15 protein-coding genes are annotated in these 15,473 nt (G+C 66.8%); 11 read left to right on the forward strand and 4 right to left on the reverse strand.

Annotated features, from left to right (window positions below; genetic code table 11):
- Positions 1-3: 3 nt before the first annotated feature.
- The 6 genes from ASE30_RS26670 to ASE30_RS26695 are packed head-to-tail and all read left to right on the forward strand — an operon-like array spanning position 4 to position 5,719.
- Positions 4-873: an ABC transporter permease gene (locus ASE30_RS26670; RefSeq protein WP_057287295.1), complete on the forward strand. Its 870-nt coding sequence runs from the start codon at positions 4-6 to the stop codon at positions 871-873.
- A gap of 2 nt (positions 874-875) precedes the next feature.
- Entirely contained in the window at positions 876-1,883 is a 1,008-nt protein-coding gene (locus tag ASE30_RS26675; protein ID WP_057287296.1) for an ABC transporter ATP-binding protein, read from the forward strand.
- A complete protein-coding gene (locus ASE30_RS26680; RefSeq protein WP_057287297.1) occupies positions 1,880-2,875 on the forward strand; it encodes an ABC transporter ATP-binding protein in 996 nt (331 codons plus the stop codon). Before ASE30_RS26675 ends, ASE30_RS26680 begins: the two co-directional genes overlap by 4 nt.
- A gap of 25 nt (positions 2,876-2,900) precedes the next feature.
- Positions 2,901-3,773, forward strand: coding sequence for a MurR/RpiR family transcriptional regulator (locus ASE30_RS26685; protein WP_057287298.1), 873 nt, complete (start codon positions 2,901-2,903; stop codon positions 3,771-3,773).
- Between the two features lie 14 nt (positions 3,774-3,787).
- The gene (locus ASE30_RS26690; RefSeq protein WP_057287299.1) at positions 3,788-5,257 is read left to right on the forward strand and encodes an amidohydrolase family protein; all 1,470 of its coding nucleotides are present in this window, start codon (positions 3,788-3,790) and stop codon (positions 5,255-5,257) included.
- Positions 5,258-5,305: 48 nt separating this feature from the next.
- Positions 5,306-5,719 (forward strand): RidA family protein, encoded by a 414-nt coding sequence (locus tag ASE30_RS26695; RefSeq protein WP_057287300.1) that lies wholly within the window; start codon positions 5,306-5,308, stop codon positions 5,717-5,719.
- A gap of 87 nt (positions 5,720-5,806) precedes the next feature.
- Here the strand turns inward: ASE30_RS26695 and lolA are convergent, their stop codons facing one another.
- Together lolA and ASE30_RS26705 are read right to left on the reverse strand one after the other, a co-directional pair.
- Positions 5,807-6,430: an outer membrane lipoprotein chaperone LolA gene (gene lolA / locus ASE30_RS26700; protein ID WP_057287301.1), complete on the reverse strand. Its 624-nt coding sequence runs from the start codon at positions 6,428-6,430 to the stop codon at positions 5,807-5,809.
- Positions 6,430-8,814, reverse strand: coding sequence for a DNA translocase FtsK (locus ASE30_RS26705; RefSeq protein ID WP_156407792.1), 2,385 nt, complete (start codon positions 8,812-8,814; stop codon positions 6,430-6,432). Before ASE30_RS26705 ends, lolA begins: the two co-directional genes overlap by 1 nt.
- Before the next feature lie 42 nt (positions 8,815-8,856).
- Between ASE30_RS26705 and trxB the strand changes: the two genes are divergently transcribed.
- From trxB to ASE30_RS26730, 5 genes are read left to right on the forward strand one after another with little or no spacing between them, the layout of a single operon-like run.
- The gene (trxB, locus tag ASE30_RS26710) at positions 8,857-9,816 is read left to right on the forward strand and encodes a thioredoxin-disulfide reductase (RefSeq protein ID WP_057287303.1); all 960 of its coding nucleotides are present in this window, start codon (positions 8,857-8,859) and stop codon (positions 9,814-9,816) included.
- On the forward strand, positions 9,803-10,471 hold the full coding sequence (locus ASE30_RS26715) for a Smr/MutS family protein (RefSeq protein WP_057287304.1): 669 nt from the start codon (positions 9,803-9,805) through the stop codon (positions 10,469-10,471). The genes trxB and ASE30_RS26715 overlap by 14 nt, the downstream gene beginning before the upstream one ends.
- Positions 10,468-10,797 (forward strand): multidrug efflux SMR transporter, encoded by a 330-nt coding sequence (locus ASE30_RS26720; protein ID WP_057287305.1) that lies wholly within the window; start codon positions 10,468-10,470, stop codon positions 10,795-10,797. The genes ASE30_RS26715 and ASE30_RS26720 overlap by 4 nt, the downstream gene beginning before the upstream one ends.
- On the forward strand, positions 10,794-11,432 hold the full coding sequence (locus tag ASE30_RS26725) for a hypothetical protein (RefSeq protein WP_057287306.1): 639 nt from the start codon (positions 10,794-10,796) through the stop codon (positions 11,430-11,432). The genes ASE30_RS26720 and ASE30_RS26725 overlap by 4 nt, the downstream gene beginning before the upstream one ends.
- Positions 11,419-12,549 (forward strand): hypothetical protein, encoded by a 1,131-nt coding sequence (locus ASE30_RS26730; RefSeq protein ID WP_057287307.1) that lies wholly within the window; start codon positions 11,419-11,421, stop codon positions 12,547-12,549. The genes ASE30_RS26725 and ASE30_RS26730 overlap by 14 nt, the downstream gene beginning before the upstream one ends.
- Here the strand turns inward: ASE30_RS26730 and ASE30_RS26735 are convergent.
- Together ASE30_RS26735 and ASE30_RS26740 are read right to left on the reverse strand one after the other, a co-directional pair.
- Positions 12,546-14,636: a sodium:solute symporter family protein gene (locus ASE30_RS26735; protein ID WP_057287308.1), complete on the reverse strand. Its 2,091-nt coding sequence runs from the start codon at positions 14,634-14,636 to the stop codon at positions 12,546-12,548. The genes ASE30_RS26730 and ASE30_RS26735 overlap by 4 nt on opposite strands.
- On the reverse strand, positions 14,636-14,914 hold the full coding sequence (locus tag ASE30_RS26740) for a DUF4212 domain-containing protein (protein WP_057287309.1): 279 nt from the start codon (positions 14,912-14,914) through the stop codon (positions 14,636-14,638). Before ASE30_RS26740 ends, ASE30_RS26735 begins: the two co-directional genes overlap by 1 nt.
- Positions 14,915-15,473: the final 559 nt, after the last annotated feature.

Here is a 15,473-nt window from a genome sequence, read left to right on the forward strand (position 1 = left end):
GACATGACCAATGCAACTACCGTGAATCCCGGCGCCGACCGCTGGCAGGTGCTGCGCCTGCTGGTCTCGCGCAAGACGGTGCTGGTGAGCCTGATCGTGATCGTCGTGCTGGTGGCGGCCGCGCTGCTGGCCCCGTGGATCAGCCCCTACGATCCGTTCAAGCTGTCCATCATGAACCGGCTGAAGGCGCCCGGCGCCGCGCACTGGTTCGGCACCGACGACTTCGGACGCGACGTGTTCAGCCGCGTCATGCACGGCGGCAGGCTGTCGCTGATGGTGGGCTTTGCCGTCGTCATCGTGTCCAGCGTGCTGGGCATCGCGCTGGGCCTCATCGCCGGCTTCTTCCGCACTGCCGACAAGTTCGTCTCGCGCCTGATCGACGCGATGATGGCGTTTCCCGACATCCTGCTGGCGATTTCGCTGGTGGCCGCGTTGGGGCCGTCGCTGGTCAATGTGGTGATCGCGCTCGGCATCGTCTATACGCCTCGCCTGGCGCGCATCGTGCGGGCGTCGACCCTGGTCATCCGCGAACTGCCCTTCGTGGAAGCCGCCCGCGCGCTGGGCGTTCCAACCTGGCGCATCGTCACCGTGCACGTGCTGCGCAACCTGGTGTCGCCCATCCTGGTGCAGGGCACCTTCATCTTCGCCTACGCGATCCTGGCCGAAGCCGGCCTGTCCTTCCTGGGCGTGGGCGTCTCGCCCGACATCCCGACCTGGGGCACCATGATCAACGCCGGCCAGCAGTACATGGGTTCGGCCGACTGGATCATGATTTTCCCGGGCATCGCCATCGTGTTGTCCGTCCTGTCGCTGCAACTGGTGGGCGACGGCCTGCGCGACGTGCTCGATCCGCGCCTGCGCAAGGAGCTGTAATCATGACCGCAAGCACCCGAGACGTCGTGTTGTCGGTGGAAGGCCTGAAGACCTGGTTCCACAGCCGCGACGGCATCGCCAAATCCGTGGACGGCGTGACCTTCGACCTGGCCCGCGGCGAAACCCTGGCCATCGTGGGCGAGTCCGGTTCGGGCAAGTCCGTGACCAGCCTGTCCATCATGGGCCTCCTGCCCAAGCCGGCGGGCCGCATCGAGGCCGGCGAGATCCTGTTCCGCGACCGCCAGGGCGTGCGGCACGACCTGGCCCGCGCCACGCCCGCCACCCTGCAGAAGATCCGCGGCGCCGAGATCGCCATGATCTTCCAGGAGCCCATGACCAGCTTGAACCCGCTGTACACGGTGGGCGACCAGATCGCCGAAGCCGTGCTGCAGCATGAAGGCGGCTCTTACGCCGCCGCGATGAGGCGCGCCCGCGAGATGCTGGAGCGCGTGGAGATTCCCGCCGCCGACCGGCGCGTCAACGAATATCCGCACCAGATGTCGGGCGGCATGCGCCAGCGCGTGATGATCGCGCTGGCTCTGGCCTGCAACCCGGCCGTGCTTATCGCCGATGAACCCACCACCGCGCTGGACGTGACGGTGCAGGCGCAGATACTGGACCTGCTGCGCCGGCTGCAGGCCGAGATGAACATGAGCATCCTGTTCATCACCCACAATCTGGGCGTGGTGGCCGAGATCGCGCATCGCGTGGCCGTCATGTACGCCGGTCGCGTGGTCGAGGACGCGGGCGTGTACGACCTGTTCGAAAAGCCGACCCATCCCTATACCCGGGGCCTGCTGTCCTGTCTGCCCACGGCGGCATTGCTGGCTTCCGGCGAACGATTGCGCGCCATTCCGGGCAACGTGCCCAGCGTCCTGTCCCTGCCGGCCGGTTGCACCTTCGCGCCGCGCTGCCCGCTGGCCGCCGACGACTGCCGCGCCGGCGTGCCCGAACTCGTGACAGTGCAGCCCGCACACCGTGCGCGCTGCATCAAGGTGAACCCGATATGACGAGCAAGCAGAGCATCCGCGCCGAAGCGCCGCTAGTGCGGATCGAAGACCTGAAAGTCCACTTCCCGACTGCCCAGGGGCGCAACGCCCCCGTTGTGCGGGCCGTGGACGGCGTCAGCTTCGACGTGCCCCGCAACACCATCGTGGGCCTGGTCGGCGAGTCCGGCTCCGGCAAGACCACCACGGGCCGCGCGCTGCTGCGCCTGTTCGCGCCCACCGCCGGACGCATCGTGTTCGACGGGCAGGACATCACCCAGCTCAACGAAAAGCAGATGCTGCCGTGGCGCCGCCGCATGCAGATCGTGTTCCAGGACCCCTACGCCAGCCTGAATCCCCGCATGACGGTGGCCGAAATCCTGGGCGAAGCGCTGGACACCCACAAGCTGGCCCAGAACCGCCGTTCGGCCCGCATCGGTGAACTGCTGGAGCGCGTGGGCCTGAACGCCGACCACAGCCGCCGGTATCCGCACGAATTCTCCGGCGGCCAGCGCCAGCGCATCGGCATCGCGCGGGCGCTCGCGGTCGAGCCGGATTTCATCGTCGCCGACGAACCGGTGTCGGCCCTGGACGTGTCGGTGCAGGCACAGGTGCTGAATCTGCTGCAGGATCTGCAGCGCGACCTGGGGCTGACCATGCTGTTCGTGGCCCACGACCTGGCGGTGGTGGATTACCTGTGCGACGACGTGGTGGTGATGTACCTGGGCCGCGTCATGGAACGCGGCCCCACCAGCGAGGTGTACGCCCGCCCGCGCCATCCCTATACTCGCGCCCTGCTATCGGCCGCGCCCGTGCCGGATCCGCGCGCTCCGCGTTCGCGTATTCTGCTCAAAGGCGATATCCCCAGCCCGATCAACCCGCCGTCGGGCTGTGTGTTCCGCACGCGCTGCCCGCACGCCATCGACGCCTGCGCGACAACCGAGGCGCAGGCCGTCAGCGTCGGCCCCGGCCACTATGTCGCCTGTTCGCGCATCGGCGACCCCGAACTGGCCTAGGCCCGATCTGATCCAGGAATTCCACATGAACATCATCCGCGACATCGTCTTCCAGATACGCAGTCGGCGGGACGCATTGAGCGTGACCGAACGCAAGGTGGCCGACGCCATCCTGGACGACATCATCTGGGGGGCCAGCGCCACCGTCGATCAACTGGCCGCCAAGGCCGGCGTCAGCATCGCCACCATTTCGCGCTTTGCGCGCACGGTGGGCTGCGACGATACGCGCGACCTGAAAATGAAGCTGGCGCAGGCCAGCACGGTGGGAAGCCGCTTCCTGGACCCCAGCGCGCCGGCCGAGGAAAGCACTTTCTACGCCCGCATCTACGCCGACATCGAAAGCACGCTGCGCGCGCACCTGCCCACGTTCACCGAGCCGCTGTTCGAGCAGGCCGCGTCCATCGTGGACGGCGCGCGCATGATCTATGTGTTCGGCATGGGCGGCGCGTCGGCCGTGATGGCGCAGGAAGTCCAGTCGCGGCTGGTGCGCCTGGGCTACCCTATCGCCGTCTACAGCGACGCGGTGCTGCTGCGCATGGTGGCGGCCACGCTGGACGAGCGCGACGCCGTGCTGATCCTGTCGGCCTCTGGCCTGACGCCCGAAATCCTGGGCGCCGCCCGCATCGTGAAGCAGTATCGCGCGCGCATCGTCGCCATCACCGATGCATCCTCGGCGCTGGCGCAACTGGCGGACGTGGTGGTGCCCATCCGCACCGACGAAACCGACTTCATCTACAAGCCGTCCGCCTCGCGCTACGCGATGATGCTGGCCATCGACCTGCTGTCGACCGAACTGGCCATGCTGAACCAAGAAGAAAACCGCGAACGCCTGCGCCGCATCAAGCTGGCGCTGGACGAGCACCGCGGCGGTCCGAACCGTCTGCCGCTGGGCGACTGAACCTGGAACACACGATGTACGACACCCTCATAGGCAACGTCCGCATTCTGGACGGCACCGGCGGCGCGGAGTACCGCGCCAGCGTGGCGCTCGCCGACGGCCGCATCGCCGCCATCGGCGACCTGCCCGGCGCGCTTGCCCGCCAGATCGTCGACGGCACGGATCTGGCGCTGGCTCCCGGCTTCATCGATGTCCATACCCACGACGACACCAACGTCATCCGGACCCCGGGCATGCTGCCCAAGCTGTCGCAGGGCGTGACCACGGTGGTCGTGGGCAACTGCGGCATCAGCGCATCGCCCGTGTCGCTGCGCGCTGAACCGCCCGACCCGATGAACCTGCTGGGCAAGCGGGAGGACTTCAGCTACCCCACATTCGCCGACTACACGCGTGCCATCGAGGCCGCGCGGCCCGCGGTCAATGTGGCCGCGCTGGTGGGCCACACGGCTTTGCGCAGCAATCACATGGACCGGCTGGACCGCCCCGCCACCCGCGACGAAGCGCTGGCCATGCGCGCGCAGCTCCGCGATTCGCTGGCTCACGGCGCCATCGGACTGAGCACGGGCCTGGCCTATGCGTCCGCGTTCGAGGCGGACACGGCCGAGGTCAAGCTGCTGGCCGAAGCGCTGGACGAATTCGGCGCGCTGTACACGACGCACCTGCGTTCGGAATTCGCGGCCATCCTGGAAGCCATGCAGGAAGCTTTCGACATCGCGCTGCACGCCCGCGTGCCGGTGGTGGTGTCGCACCTGAAATGCGCCGGGGCCGGCAACTGGGGCCGCACAAAGGAAGTCCTGTTCAAGCTGGAAAGCGCGGGCCGCCTGCAGCATGTCGGCTGCGACTGCTACCCCTACTCCGCCAGCTCGTCCACGCTGGATCTGAAGCAGGTGACCGACGAGTTCGACATCGACATCACCTGGTCGGTGCCGCACCCGGAGCAGGCGCGCCGAAAACTGGCCGACATCGCCGCGGACTGGGGCGTCACCTTGATGGAAGCGGCCACGCGCCTGCGGCCCGCCGGCGCGGTTTATCACAACATGCACGAGGATGACGTGCGCCGCGTACTGTCGCACCGGCTCACCATGGTGGGCTCCGACGGCCTGCCGAACGATCCCATGCCGCATCCGCGGCTGTGGGGCGCCTTTCCGCGCGTGCTGGGCCACTACAGCCGGGACGTGGGCCTGTTCCCGCTGGCGCAGGCCGTGCACAAGATGACCGGCCTGTCGGCCGCCAGGTTCGGGCTGGCCGAACGCGGCCTGGTGCGCGAGGGCTATCACGCGGATCTGGTGCTGTTCAACCCCGAGACCATCATCGACCGCGCCACCTTTGCCGCCCCGGTTCAGACCGCGGCGGGCATCGAAGCGGTCTGGGTGAACGGCGCCCTGTCCTACCGCCATGGCCAACCCACCGGCGATCGCGCCGGCCGCTGGTTGCCGCGCAACGGCGACCTGCGGAATTCCTTCGCCCAGGTGCCGGGCGCCTAGCCGCCTGCCCCCTTCCGAATCACACCCGCCGAATCAAAGGAACATCCCATGAGCACTACCCCCACTCCCGACCAGAATGGCATCACCCGCTACGGCGTCGCCGGCGGCACCGGCCAGGGCGGCTCGCACATGCCGTTCGCCCGCGCGGTCGCAGCCGACGGCTGGCTGCACGTATCCGGCCAGGTGCCGATGGACAACGGCGAGGTGGTCGAGGGCGGCATCGTGACCCAAAGCCACAAGGCCATCCAGCAGTTGCTCGGCATCCTGAAGGAAGCCGGCTACGGCCCCGAACATGTGGTGCGCTGCGGCGTGTGGCTGGACGATGCGCGCGACTTCGCCTCGTTCAACAAGGTGTTCAAGGAGTACTTCGGCGAGAACCCGCCGGCGCGCGCCTGCGTGCAGTCCAGCCTGGTGGTCGACGCCAAGGTGGAAGTGGACTGCATCGCATACAAGCGGCCTTGAGGCCGCGTCGCGGGCGCCCCCGCGCAAAGCAAAAAGGCCCGGCTGCGCGCCGGGCCTCTCGAAGGGCGACGAACGCCTTCGGAACCGCTACATCTTCACCACGTCCACGCCCTTGGGCGCGGTGAACTGGAATTCCTTGGCCGGCAGCGACGGATTGGCCTGGATGGACGACAGGTCGACACGGGTGGTCTGGCCGAACGAATCCAGCAGTTCCACGCGCACCGGCAGGTTGTCCTTCATGCCGATGTCGACGCGCGAGAAGCCCGCGTCGGCCGTCCGCGGCTTGGCGCGCAGCCATTCCACGCCATCCTTCGCCGGCAGCGCCGACACATCGAAGGACTGCTCCAGCGAACCCGAACCGAAAAGGATCGCGGCCGGCGACGTGCCGATCGCGGCGTCGACCTTGCGTTCGGTCACCTGGGCCAGGTCGGGGTCGAACTGGAACACCTGGCGGCCGTCGGAAATGACCAGCTGCTCATAGGGCTTTTGCACCGCCCATTTGAACTTGCCGGGGCGCTGGAAGGAGAACACGCCGGTCTGGGCGGGCTGCGTGCGGCCCTGGTCGTTCACGGTGTATTGCGAGAACGAGCCGGTGGCCGCGGTGACTGTCGCCACGAAGGCGCGCAATTGCTCCTGCGCGCTGGCGGCGAACGCCAGGGCCGGAGACAGGCTGAGGGCCGCGATGGCGGCCAGGCGGCGAAACGATTTCATCATGCTTCCTCTCGGGCTGCAGCCGCTGCGGGGACCAGGATCTCGCGGTTGCCATTGGACTGCATTGCCGACACCATGCCCGACTGCTCCATCTGTTCCAGTAAGCGCGCCGCCCGGTTGTAACCGATGCGCAGGTGACGCTGCACCAGCGAGATGGAAGCGCGGCGATGCTTGAGCACCACTTCGCAGGCCTGGTCGTACATCGGGTCCGACTCGGCGTCGCCCCCGATACCGGTGACGCTGCTGGCGCCCTCGCCGCCGTCGCCTTCCAGCCCGCCTTCCAGCAGGCCTTCGATGTAGTTCGGCTCGCCCTGCGCCTTCAGGCTTTCCACCACGCGATGGACTTCGTCGTCGCTGCAGAAGGCGCCGTGCACGCGAACCGGCAGGCCGGTGCCGGGCGGCATGTAGAGCATGTCGCCCTGGCCCAGCAGGGTTTCCGCGCCCATCTGGTCGAGAATGGTGCGTGAATCGATCTTGGACGACACCTGGAACGCGATACGCGTCGGGATGTTGGCCTTGATCAGGCCGGTGATCACGTCCACGCTGGGGCGCTGCGTGGCCAGGATCAGGTGGATGCCGGCGGCGCGCGCCTTCTGCGCCAGGCGGGCGATCAGTTCTTCGATCTTCTTGCCCACCACCATCATCAGGTCGGCGAGTTCGTCGATGACCACCACGATGGTGGGCAGCGGCGCCAGGGGCTCGGGCTGGTCGGGCGTCAGCGAGAACGGATTCGGGATCGGTTCTTCGCGTTTGATCGCATCGCGGATCTTGGTGTTGTAGCCCGCCAGGTTGCGCACTCCCATCTTGCTCATCAGGCGGTAGCGTTTTTCCATTTCTCCGACGCACCAGTTCAGCGCGTTGGCGGCGTGGCGCATATCGGTGACGACCGGCGCCAAGAGGTGCGGGATGCCTTCGTAGACGCTCATTTCGAGCATCTTCGGGTCGATCAGGATCAGGCGCGTGTGCGAGGCGTCGGCCTTGTACAGCAAGGACAGGATCATGGCGTTGATCCCCACGGACTTGCCCGAGCCGGTCGTGCCGGCCACCAGCAGGTGGGGCATCTTGGCCAGGTCGGCCACCACCGGGTTGCCGGCGATGTCCTTGCCCAATGCCATCGTCACGACCGAATGGCTGGCGTGGTAGGTCTGCGAGCCCAGGATCTCGGACAGGCGCACCATCTGGCGGCGCGGATTGGGCAGTTCCAGGCCCATCAGGTTCTTGCCGGGTATGGTTTCCACGACCCGGATGCTGACCAGGCTGAGCGCGCGCGCCAGGTCCTTGGCCAGATTGACGATCTGGCTGCCCTTCACGCCGGTGGCGGGCTCGATCTCGTAGCGGGTGATGACCGGGCCGGCCTGCGCCGCCACCACGGTGACGGAAACGCCGAAGTCGGCCAGTTTCTTTTCAATCAGGCGCGAGGTGAACTCGATGGTCTCGGCCGACACGGTTTCCTGGTTGTTCTGCGGGGGGTCGAGCAGGCTGATGGCCGGCAGGTCGCCCTCGGCACCGCCCGAGGGCGCGAAGAACAGCGACTGCTGCTTTTCCTTTTCCACGCGCTCGGACTTGGGCACGACAGTGATGGCCGGCTCGATGCGGACCGGCTGCTCGTGCACCAGCTTTTCCTGCTTGGCCACGACCTGCTCGGTGCGCACGGCCTTGGCGACCTCGCCGACCTTGCGGTCCTCGCGGGCGGCGTAGGAGTCGCGCACGCGGCGCACCATGCCTTCCAGCCAGGACCCCACCCGTTCGGCGACTGAGAGCCACGAGAACGAGAAGAACAGGCTCAGGCCGATGGCCAGCATGACCAGAAAGGCCAGCGTGCTGCCGGTAAAGCCGATGCTGTTGCCGATCAGGTCGGCCAGCGTCTGGCCGATGACCCCGCCCGCGCCGCTGGCGGTTTCCGAGGCGCCGGGCAGATGCGTGCCCCGGCTGGCCAGGCGCAGGGCTTCCATGCCCAGCGAGCCGACCATCAGCAGAAAGAAGCCAATGCCTTCTTCCCAGTGGACGCGCGGCAACACTTCCGGTTGCTTACTATTTGTAACACGAAGCTGCGCCGCCAGGCGCCGGTAGCCGGCCCGGACGCGGTGCAGCAGCAGGATGACCCACCACCAGGCCGAAAAACCGAACAGATAGAGGAGGATATCCGCCAGATAGGCGCCCAGCCTGCCCCCGTGGTTGTGCACCACATCCCCGGGAACGGAGTGGGACCAGCCCGGGTCGGACGCGTTCCAGGTGGCCAGCACAAGCGTGAGCCAGGCAGCCAGGGCGGCAAAGAGGATCCAGCGGGCTTCGCGCAGCAACGCGGAAATGCGCGTTTGTAGCGGCGAAGGGCCGTTGCGGGTGTTGCGCGAGGCGCGCGGAGAAGCAGTCGAGATACGCGGCATGCGGCTCATTATAATTGGGCGTTAACCTAAAGATACCCGCCCATGTCCACGCCTACGCACGCTAAAGTTTTGATACTCGGTTCCGGCCCTGCCGGTTACACGGCGGCCGTCTATGCGGCACGCGCCAATTTGAGCCCTGTACTTGTTACAGGTCTGGCCCAAGGCGGCCAGCTCATGACCACCACGGACGTCGATAATTGGCCGGCGGACGCGGATGGCGTGCAGGGCCCGGACCTGATGCAGCGCTTCCAGAAGCACGCCGAACGCTTCAACACCGAGATGCTGTTCGACCACATCGCCAGCGTCGATCTGTCCAAGCGTCCCTTCACCCTCACGGGCGACACCGGCAAGATCTACACCTGCGACGCCCTGATCATCGCCACCGGCGCTTCGGCCAAGTACCTGGGCCTGCCGTCCGAACAGGCCTTCATGGGCCGCGGCGTGTCCGGCTGCGCCACCTGCGACGGCTTCTTCTACCGCAACCAGGACGTGGTCGTGGTGGGCGGCGGCAACACCGCCGTCGAAGAAGCGCTGTACCTGTCCAACATCTGCCGCAAGGTCACCCTGATCCACCGCCGCGACAAGTTCCGCGCCGAACCCATCCTGGTCGACAAGCTCAAGAGCAAGGTGGAAACCGGCAACATGGAACTGAAGCTGTTCCACACCCTGGAAGAAGTGCTGGGCGACGACAGCGGTGTTACAGGCGTGCGCGTACGCCACGTGGACACCGGCGCCACCGAAGACATGGCCGTCACCGGCGCGTTCATCGCCATCGGCCACCAGCCCAACACGGAAATCTTCCAGGGCCAGCTCGACATGAAGGACGGCTACATCGTCACCAAGAGCGGCCTGTCGGGCATGGCCACCATGACCTCGGTGCCCGGCGTATTCGCCGCCGGCGACGTGCAGGACCACGTCTATCGCCAGGCCATCACCAGCGCCGGCACGGGCTGCATGGCCGCCCTGGACGCACAACGGTGGCTGGAGAATGCGGGGCAGTAAGGTCGGCCTGGCCGACCTGAAACGCCTGAAGAAAGACCTTCAGGCCGAACGCGAACGTACCGCCCTCGCCCAGCGGGTGGCGGTGCTGAAAAAGCCCGAGTCCGCCCCCGTGGACGACATGGCGGCGTTCAAGCGCACGATGAAGTCGGTCACGCCGATCAAGCATGACGCCCGCGTCGAGCACAAGCCCGCGGCGGAACCCGCCCCCGCGCTGCGCCGCGCCAACGCGCTGGGCGAAACGCCCAACCGCGCCGATGCCGGCGTCTCCGACGGCGGCGAGATCACACATCTGCTATCCGAAGCCGGCACGGCGTTCGTGCGCAGCGACGCCGCGCCCGATACCGCGCGCAACCTGCGCCGCGGCCAATGGCGCACGGGCGCCGAACTCGACCTGCACGGCCTGCGTGTCGAGCAGGCGCGCCATGCCCTGCTGTCGTTCCTGGACGAATGCCAGGAACATGGCATCCGCTGTGTGCGCATCGTGCACGGCAAGGGCTATAACTCGCAAGGCCTGGAACCGGTCCTGAAAGACAAGGCGCGCACCTGGCTGGTGCAGAAGGCCGAAGTGCTGGCGTTTTCCGAGGCCCCTGAACGCGAAGGCGGCGCGGGCGCCCTGCTGGTGCTGCTACGGCAATCGGAAGGACCCCGCAAATGAAATGGCTGTACCTGGGCGTGGCGATCGTCGCCGAGATCTTCGCCACCAGCGCGCTGAAGGGGTCCGAGGGCTTTACCCGCCTGATGCCGTCCGTCGTCACCGTGGTCGGCTACCTGATCTCTTTTTATTTCCTGTCCCTGACCCTGCGCGAGATTCCGGTGGGCATCGCCTACGCGATCTGGTCGGGCGTGGGCATCGTGCTGATCTCCATCGTGGGCGCGGTGCTGTTCAAGCAGCACCTGGACACGCCGGCGCTCATCGGCATCGGGCTCATCATCGCCGGCGTGGTGGTGATGAACGTCTTTTCCAAATCCGTCTCGCATTGACGGTCCGCGCCTCGGTCTACGCGCATCGGGTCCTGCGCCGCTGGCTGGCGGCCTGCCTGTGCCTGGGCTGCCTGCTGGCGGGCAGCGCGCTGGCACAGGACTTCGACCGCGCCGCGGAACTCAAGCGCTACCGGTCCTGGCTGCAGGACTTCGGCCAGGACCTGTACCGGTTGTCCGCTGCCCGCGGCCCGATCAGCGATGCACAACTGGACGCCATGTTCGAGCGTACGGTGGTGCCCGGCTCGCGCGCGGCGGGGTTCATCCGGACCACCTTCGCGCAGCGCGGCAGCGACGGCGCCTATTTTCCGCGGCACGGCCCGCGCCCGGTGTTCATGGGCGTGCTGGATAGCGGCATCCCCGCCGGCCAGGGCGGCATCTACCCCGAGACGGAAGCCGGCCTGAAGGGGGCGGAACTGACCGTCTGGTACCTGCACGTGGACGTGGGCGACATGACCAACACCTACCTGCTGTCGCCCGAGAACTTCACGCCCTACCGGCTTCCCCCCGCCGGCAAGCTTGAACGCAAGGCCTATCCCTTCCTGCTGATGGAATCGCGCGACGGCGCCCTGCGCCTGGGCGGCGTTAGCAGCGAACTCTGGGGCCTGATCGTCTACCTGCACAATGCCGCGCACTGATTCCACCTTGCGCCTGCTGGCTCTGGCGGCCCTGTCCGCGGCCCCGGGGCTGGCCTGCGCGCTGTGCCAGCCTCTGGCCGCATCCGCCCAACGGGAGACGCTGGTGGCAGACGTCCGCGTGGACGAAACGAACACGCTGCTGGGCGTGGACGGTACGCGGATCAGGTCCTGGCTGCCTCAGGTAAGCGTGGAAACCGGCGCGCGCGCGGTGCCCTTCATCTGGGCCGAACACGTGGACTGGCGGGTCTATGCGGCCCCGCCCGACGCGCGTATCGGCGTCACGCTGCTGCGCTTCGAGCGCGGCGCCGGCGGCGGCAGGCATCTTTGCGGCATTGCCCAATACAGCCCGGCTGTCGTGAGCGAATTGCGGGCATCGCCGGACGCCGCCCTGCCGCCGCCCGACGCCGAGACCCGCTTCTACTACGACGACGCGGACCGCTTGACGGGCTATGCGCTGCGATCGCGCGCCTGGAACGGCAGGCCGAATCCCGACGTCCGCCATTGCCTGCGCTACGACGAACACGGCTGGTTGTCCGAGCTTGGCGCGGGCGACTGCGGCGGCACGCCCGCGCCTCAGGTCCGCTACGTGCATGATGCGGGGGGCCGGCTGTTGCGAACCATCACCTATGGGCTCGGCCGGGAACAGGCGATCGAGGTGGTCGTCCACGACAGCCTGGGCAAGCCCGCGCAGCGCTACCAGCGGCTGCAGCGCGAGGACGCCGACGGCAGGCCGGTAACGGCCTTGCCCTACCGCATCGTGCCGACGGATCATCCCGTGCTCGTGCTGTCCGGACCGGACTGGAAGGCGCCGTCGCTGGATTCCTATCACTACGACTGGGCCATCGTGCAGCCCAAGGGCGGCAGCGGCGTCTACGACGCGAAACGCGATCCGTCGTCCGTGCTGGCCAAAGGCAATAGCGGCAACGGCGGCCAGTTCGCCCTGAGCGTTGCGCAACGCAAGCGCGTCTGGGACGCGGCGGGCCGCGCGCCCGGCGGGGTGCAGTGGCTGTGGGCGCCGGGGCAGATCCTTACGCTGCTGCGGGCCATGCCCGACCCGGCATGGGCCGCCTGCGCCGATCCGGCCAACCGCGCCGCCAGCGCCTGCCCCGTTCCTTAAGTGTTTTCAGCCTGCGGGTTGCGCGCCGCGGGATTGCGCAGATAGTCCACCAGCGCCAGCGTGGCCCGGTCGGGCGGCGGCGTCAACAAAGACACCACCACGATCGTCAGGAAGGCCACCGGCGCGCCGAAGATGCCCGCCGCGATAGGCTGGATGCCCCACCACAGATCCACGGGTTGGGTGCGGGAGATTCCCAGCACCGATTCTCGCAGCCAGGGATGCGTGTGCGTCATGTACGCGAAGGTCACGGCCAGCCCCGCCGCCATCCCCAGCGTTGCGCCCCATTTGTTGGCACGCCGCCAGAACACGCCCATGACCAGCGCGGGGAAAAAGGACGAGGCGGCAAACGAAAATGCGGCCGACACCATGAACAGGATGTCCGCGGGCTTGCGCGCCGCCACCCAGGCCGCGCCGAACGCCACCACCAGCAGCAGGATCTTGGACACCATCACCCGGCGTGCGGCCGACATGCGCGGCGACACCATCCGGTACCACATGTCGTGCGACAGGGAATTGGACAGGGTCAGCAGCAGGCCGTCGGCGGTCGACAAGGCGGCCGCCAGCCCCCCCGCCGCCACCAGCCCGGAAATCACGTAGGGAAGCCCACCGATCTCGGGCATGGCCAGCACCACCACGTCCGCCCCCATGCTGATTTCGCTCAGTTGCACGACGCCGTCGCGGTTGATGTCGGTGACGTCCAGCAGATTGGTGTCGACGGCGCTCCAGGCATGCACCCAATTTGGCAGGCTGAGAAAATTCGAACCCACCACCTGGGTGTAGACCTCGTACTTCACCAGCAGCGCGAGTGCGGGCGCCATGAAGTACAGCAACAGGATGAACAGCAGCGACCAGCACACCGACTTGCGCGCCTCGATCACGGAGGGCGTGGTGTATGAGCGCATCAGGATATGCGGCATGCCCGCGGTGCCCAGCATCAGGCACAGCACCAGCGCCAGAAAATTGACGCGCATGTTGCGCCGTTCTTCCGGGTCTTTCGCCGGGAAAGGTTCCGCATGCGGGGTGGGCGGAGCCGCCCTGGCCTCGAAGGTCGCCTTGGACTGCGACCAGGCGACACGCGCGTCCTCTACCGTGGGCGGATAGCTGGCCAGTTCCCGTTCGGCCGAGCGGATATCGACCATGGGCGCCTCGCTGGCGTTCAACTGGGCCAGGCGGCTGCGCAGCTTGTCCTTTTCCAGCGCCCAGGATTCGGGCAGCGCCTCCACGCGGCGCGCCATTTCGTCGGCGTGTTGCTGCCAGAGACGGCGTACTTCGATCTCGGAAGGATCGTTTTGCAGGTAGACCTCTTTCTCGGTCACCTGTTGCAGCACCGCGCCCGCCGAAAGCTGCGGCAGGGGCATGTTGGTGTGCTTGATCGACAGCCAGACCACCGGCACCAGGTAGGCGATGACCAGAATGATGTACTGCCCCACCTGCGTCCAGGTGACCGCGCGCATGCCACCCAGGAAGGAGCACACCAGCATGCCGCCCAGCGCCACGAAAATGCCCAGTTCGAACGAGATGCCCGTCATGCGCGTGGTGATGATGCCCACGCCATAGATCTGTGCGACCAGATAGGTGAACGAACAGAGGATGGCGCAGGCCACGCCGGCCAGACGCGGCAGATTGCCGCCATAGCGCGCGCCCATGAAATCGGGGATGGTGTATTGGCCGAAGCGGCGCAGATACGGGGCCAGCAACATCGCCACCAGCACATAGCCGCCGGTCCAGCCCATGATGTAGGCCAGCCCCCCGTACCCGGTCAGGTAGAGCGTGCCGGCCACGCCGATGAAGGACGCCACCGACATCCAGTCGGCGGCCGTCGCCATGCCGTTGTAGATGGCGGGCACCCGCCGGCCGGCCACGTAGTACTCGACCTGATCGGAGGTGCGGCAGACGATGCCGATGCCCGCATACAGGCTGACGGTGACCAGCAGGAACACATAGCCGATCCAGTTGCGCGGCATGCCCAGGATCTCGGCCAGCGCCATCAGCAGGATCATCAGCGCGAAGCCGGCCGTGTACAGCACATAGATGCGCCGCAGCCGGATCCTGAATTGCTGGGGGGTGTCTCCGCTGAAAAACGGCATCAGCGCTGCTCCCCGGTTTCTTCGGCGCGCTCGTCGGCGCGATTCATGACCCGGGCGTAGACGGCGATGATGATCAGGTACGCCAGCGGGGCGCCATAGGCGGCCATCCAGAAGGCAAATGGCCAGCCGATGAAATCGAAGCTCAGGCTGCGCGCGAAAAAGGACGGCGCGAACGTCAGCGCCGCCCAGACGGCAAGCAGAAGCACGATCAGCCGCAGGTTGCGGCGCCAGTAGGGCGTGGGGGATGTCTGGGAAGGAGTGAGGCGCGATTCCGGCATAGCTAGGATGAGCAGGACTCCTACCTGAATATCGCTAAACGCCGCGCTTGAAAAGCCGTACAGCGTGAAATTCCGGCTTTTTATGCGACAACGGCTGGCACTGCTTGGTGCCAGCCGTCGTGCGTTTGCTTTTTTTGAGTACTGCTTTACTTTTTTTATGTACCGGTGCCGCCGGTATTTGCCCATGCAGGGCTTTGTCTCCTCACCTGCATGGGAAGAGATTCTGCACCAGATGCGGGAATGCCACACTAGGGGAATGCCCTAAGACGGAGCATTCATTTACATATTCCCTGCACCATATAAGTGCATTTCGATGCAGCCGTACTAAATATTGGGATTTTTCGGGCTGAACAGCGGCCGAACGGCCTAAATCTTGAGTCCCGCTCAGTTAATCAACATGAGGGATGGCCATCCCCGGGCATCACGCCCGTTTCCCCCCGGCCGTCATGCCCGAATCCGGGCACGGGACCGCGCCCTCCCCCTGCGGCCCCTCTTTACGCCTTGTTTACACCCCCGCCTGCAAGCTATATCCCGTTTTTACCCCCCGATCCGTAACCTG

Origin of the sequence: Achromobacter sp. Root83, from assembly GCF_001428845.1 — a bacterium.
Taxonomy (GTDB): domain Bacteria; phylum Pseudomonadota; class Gammaproteobacteria; order Burkholderiales; family Burkholderiaceae_B; genus Achromobacter.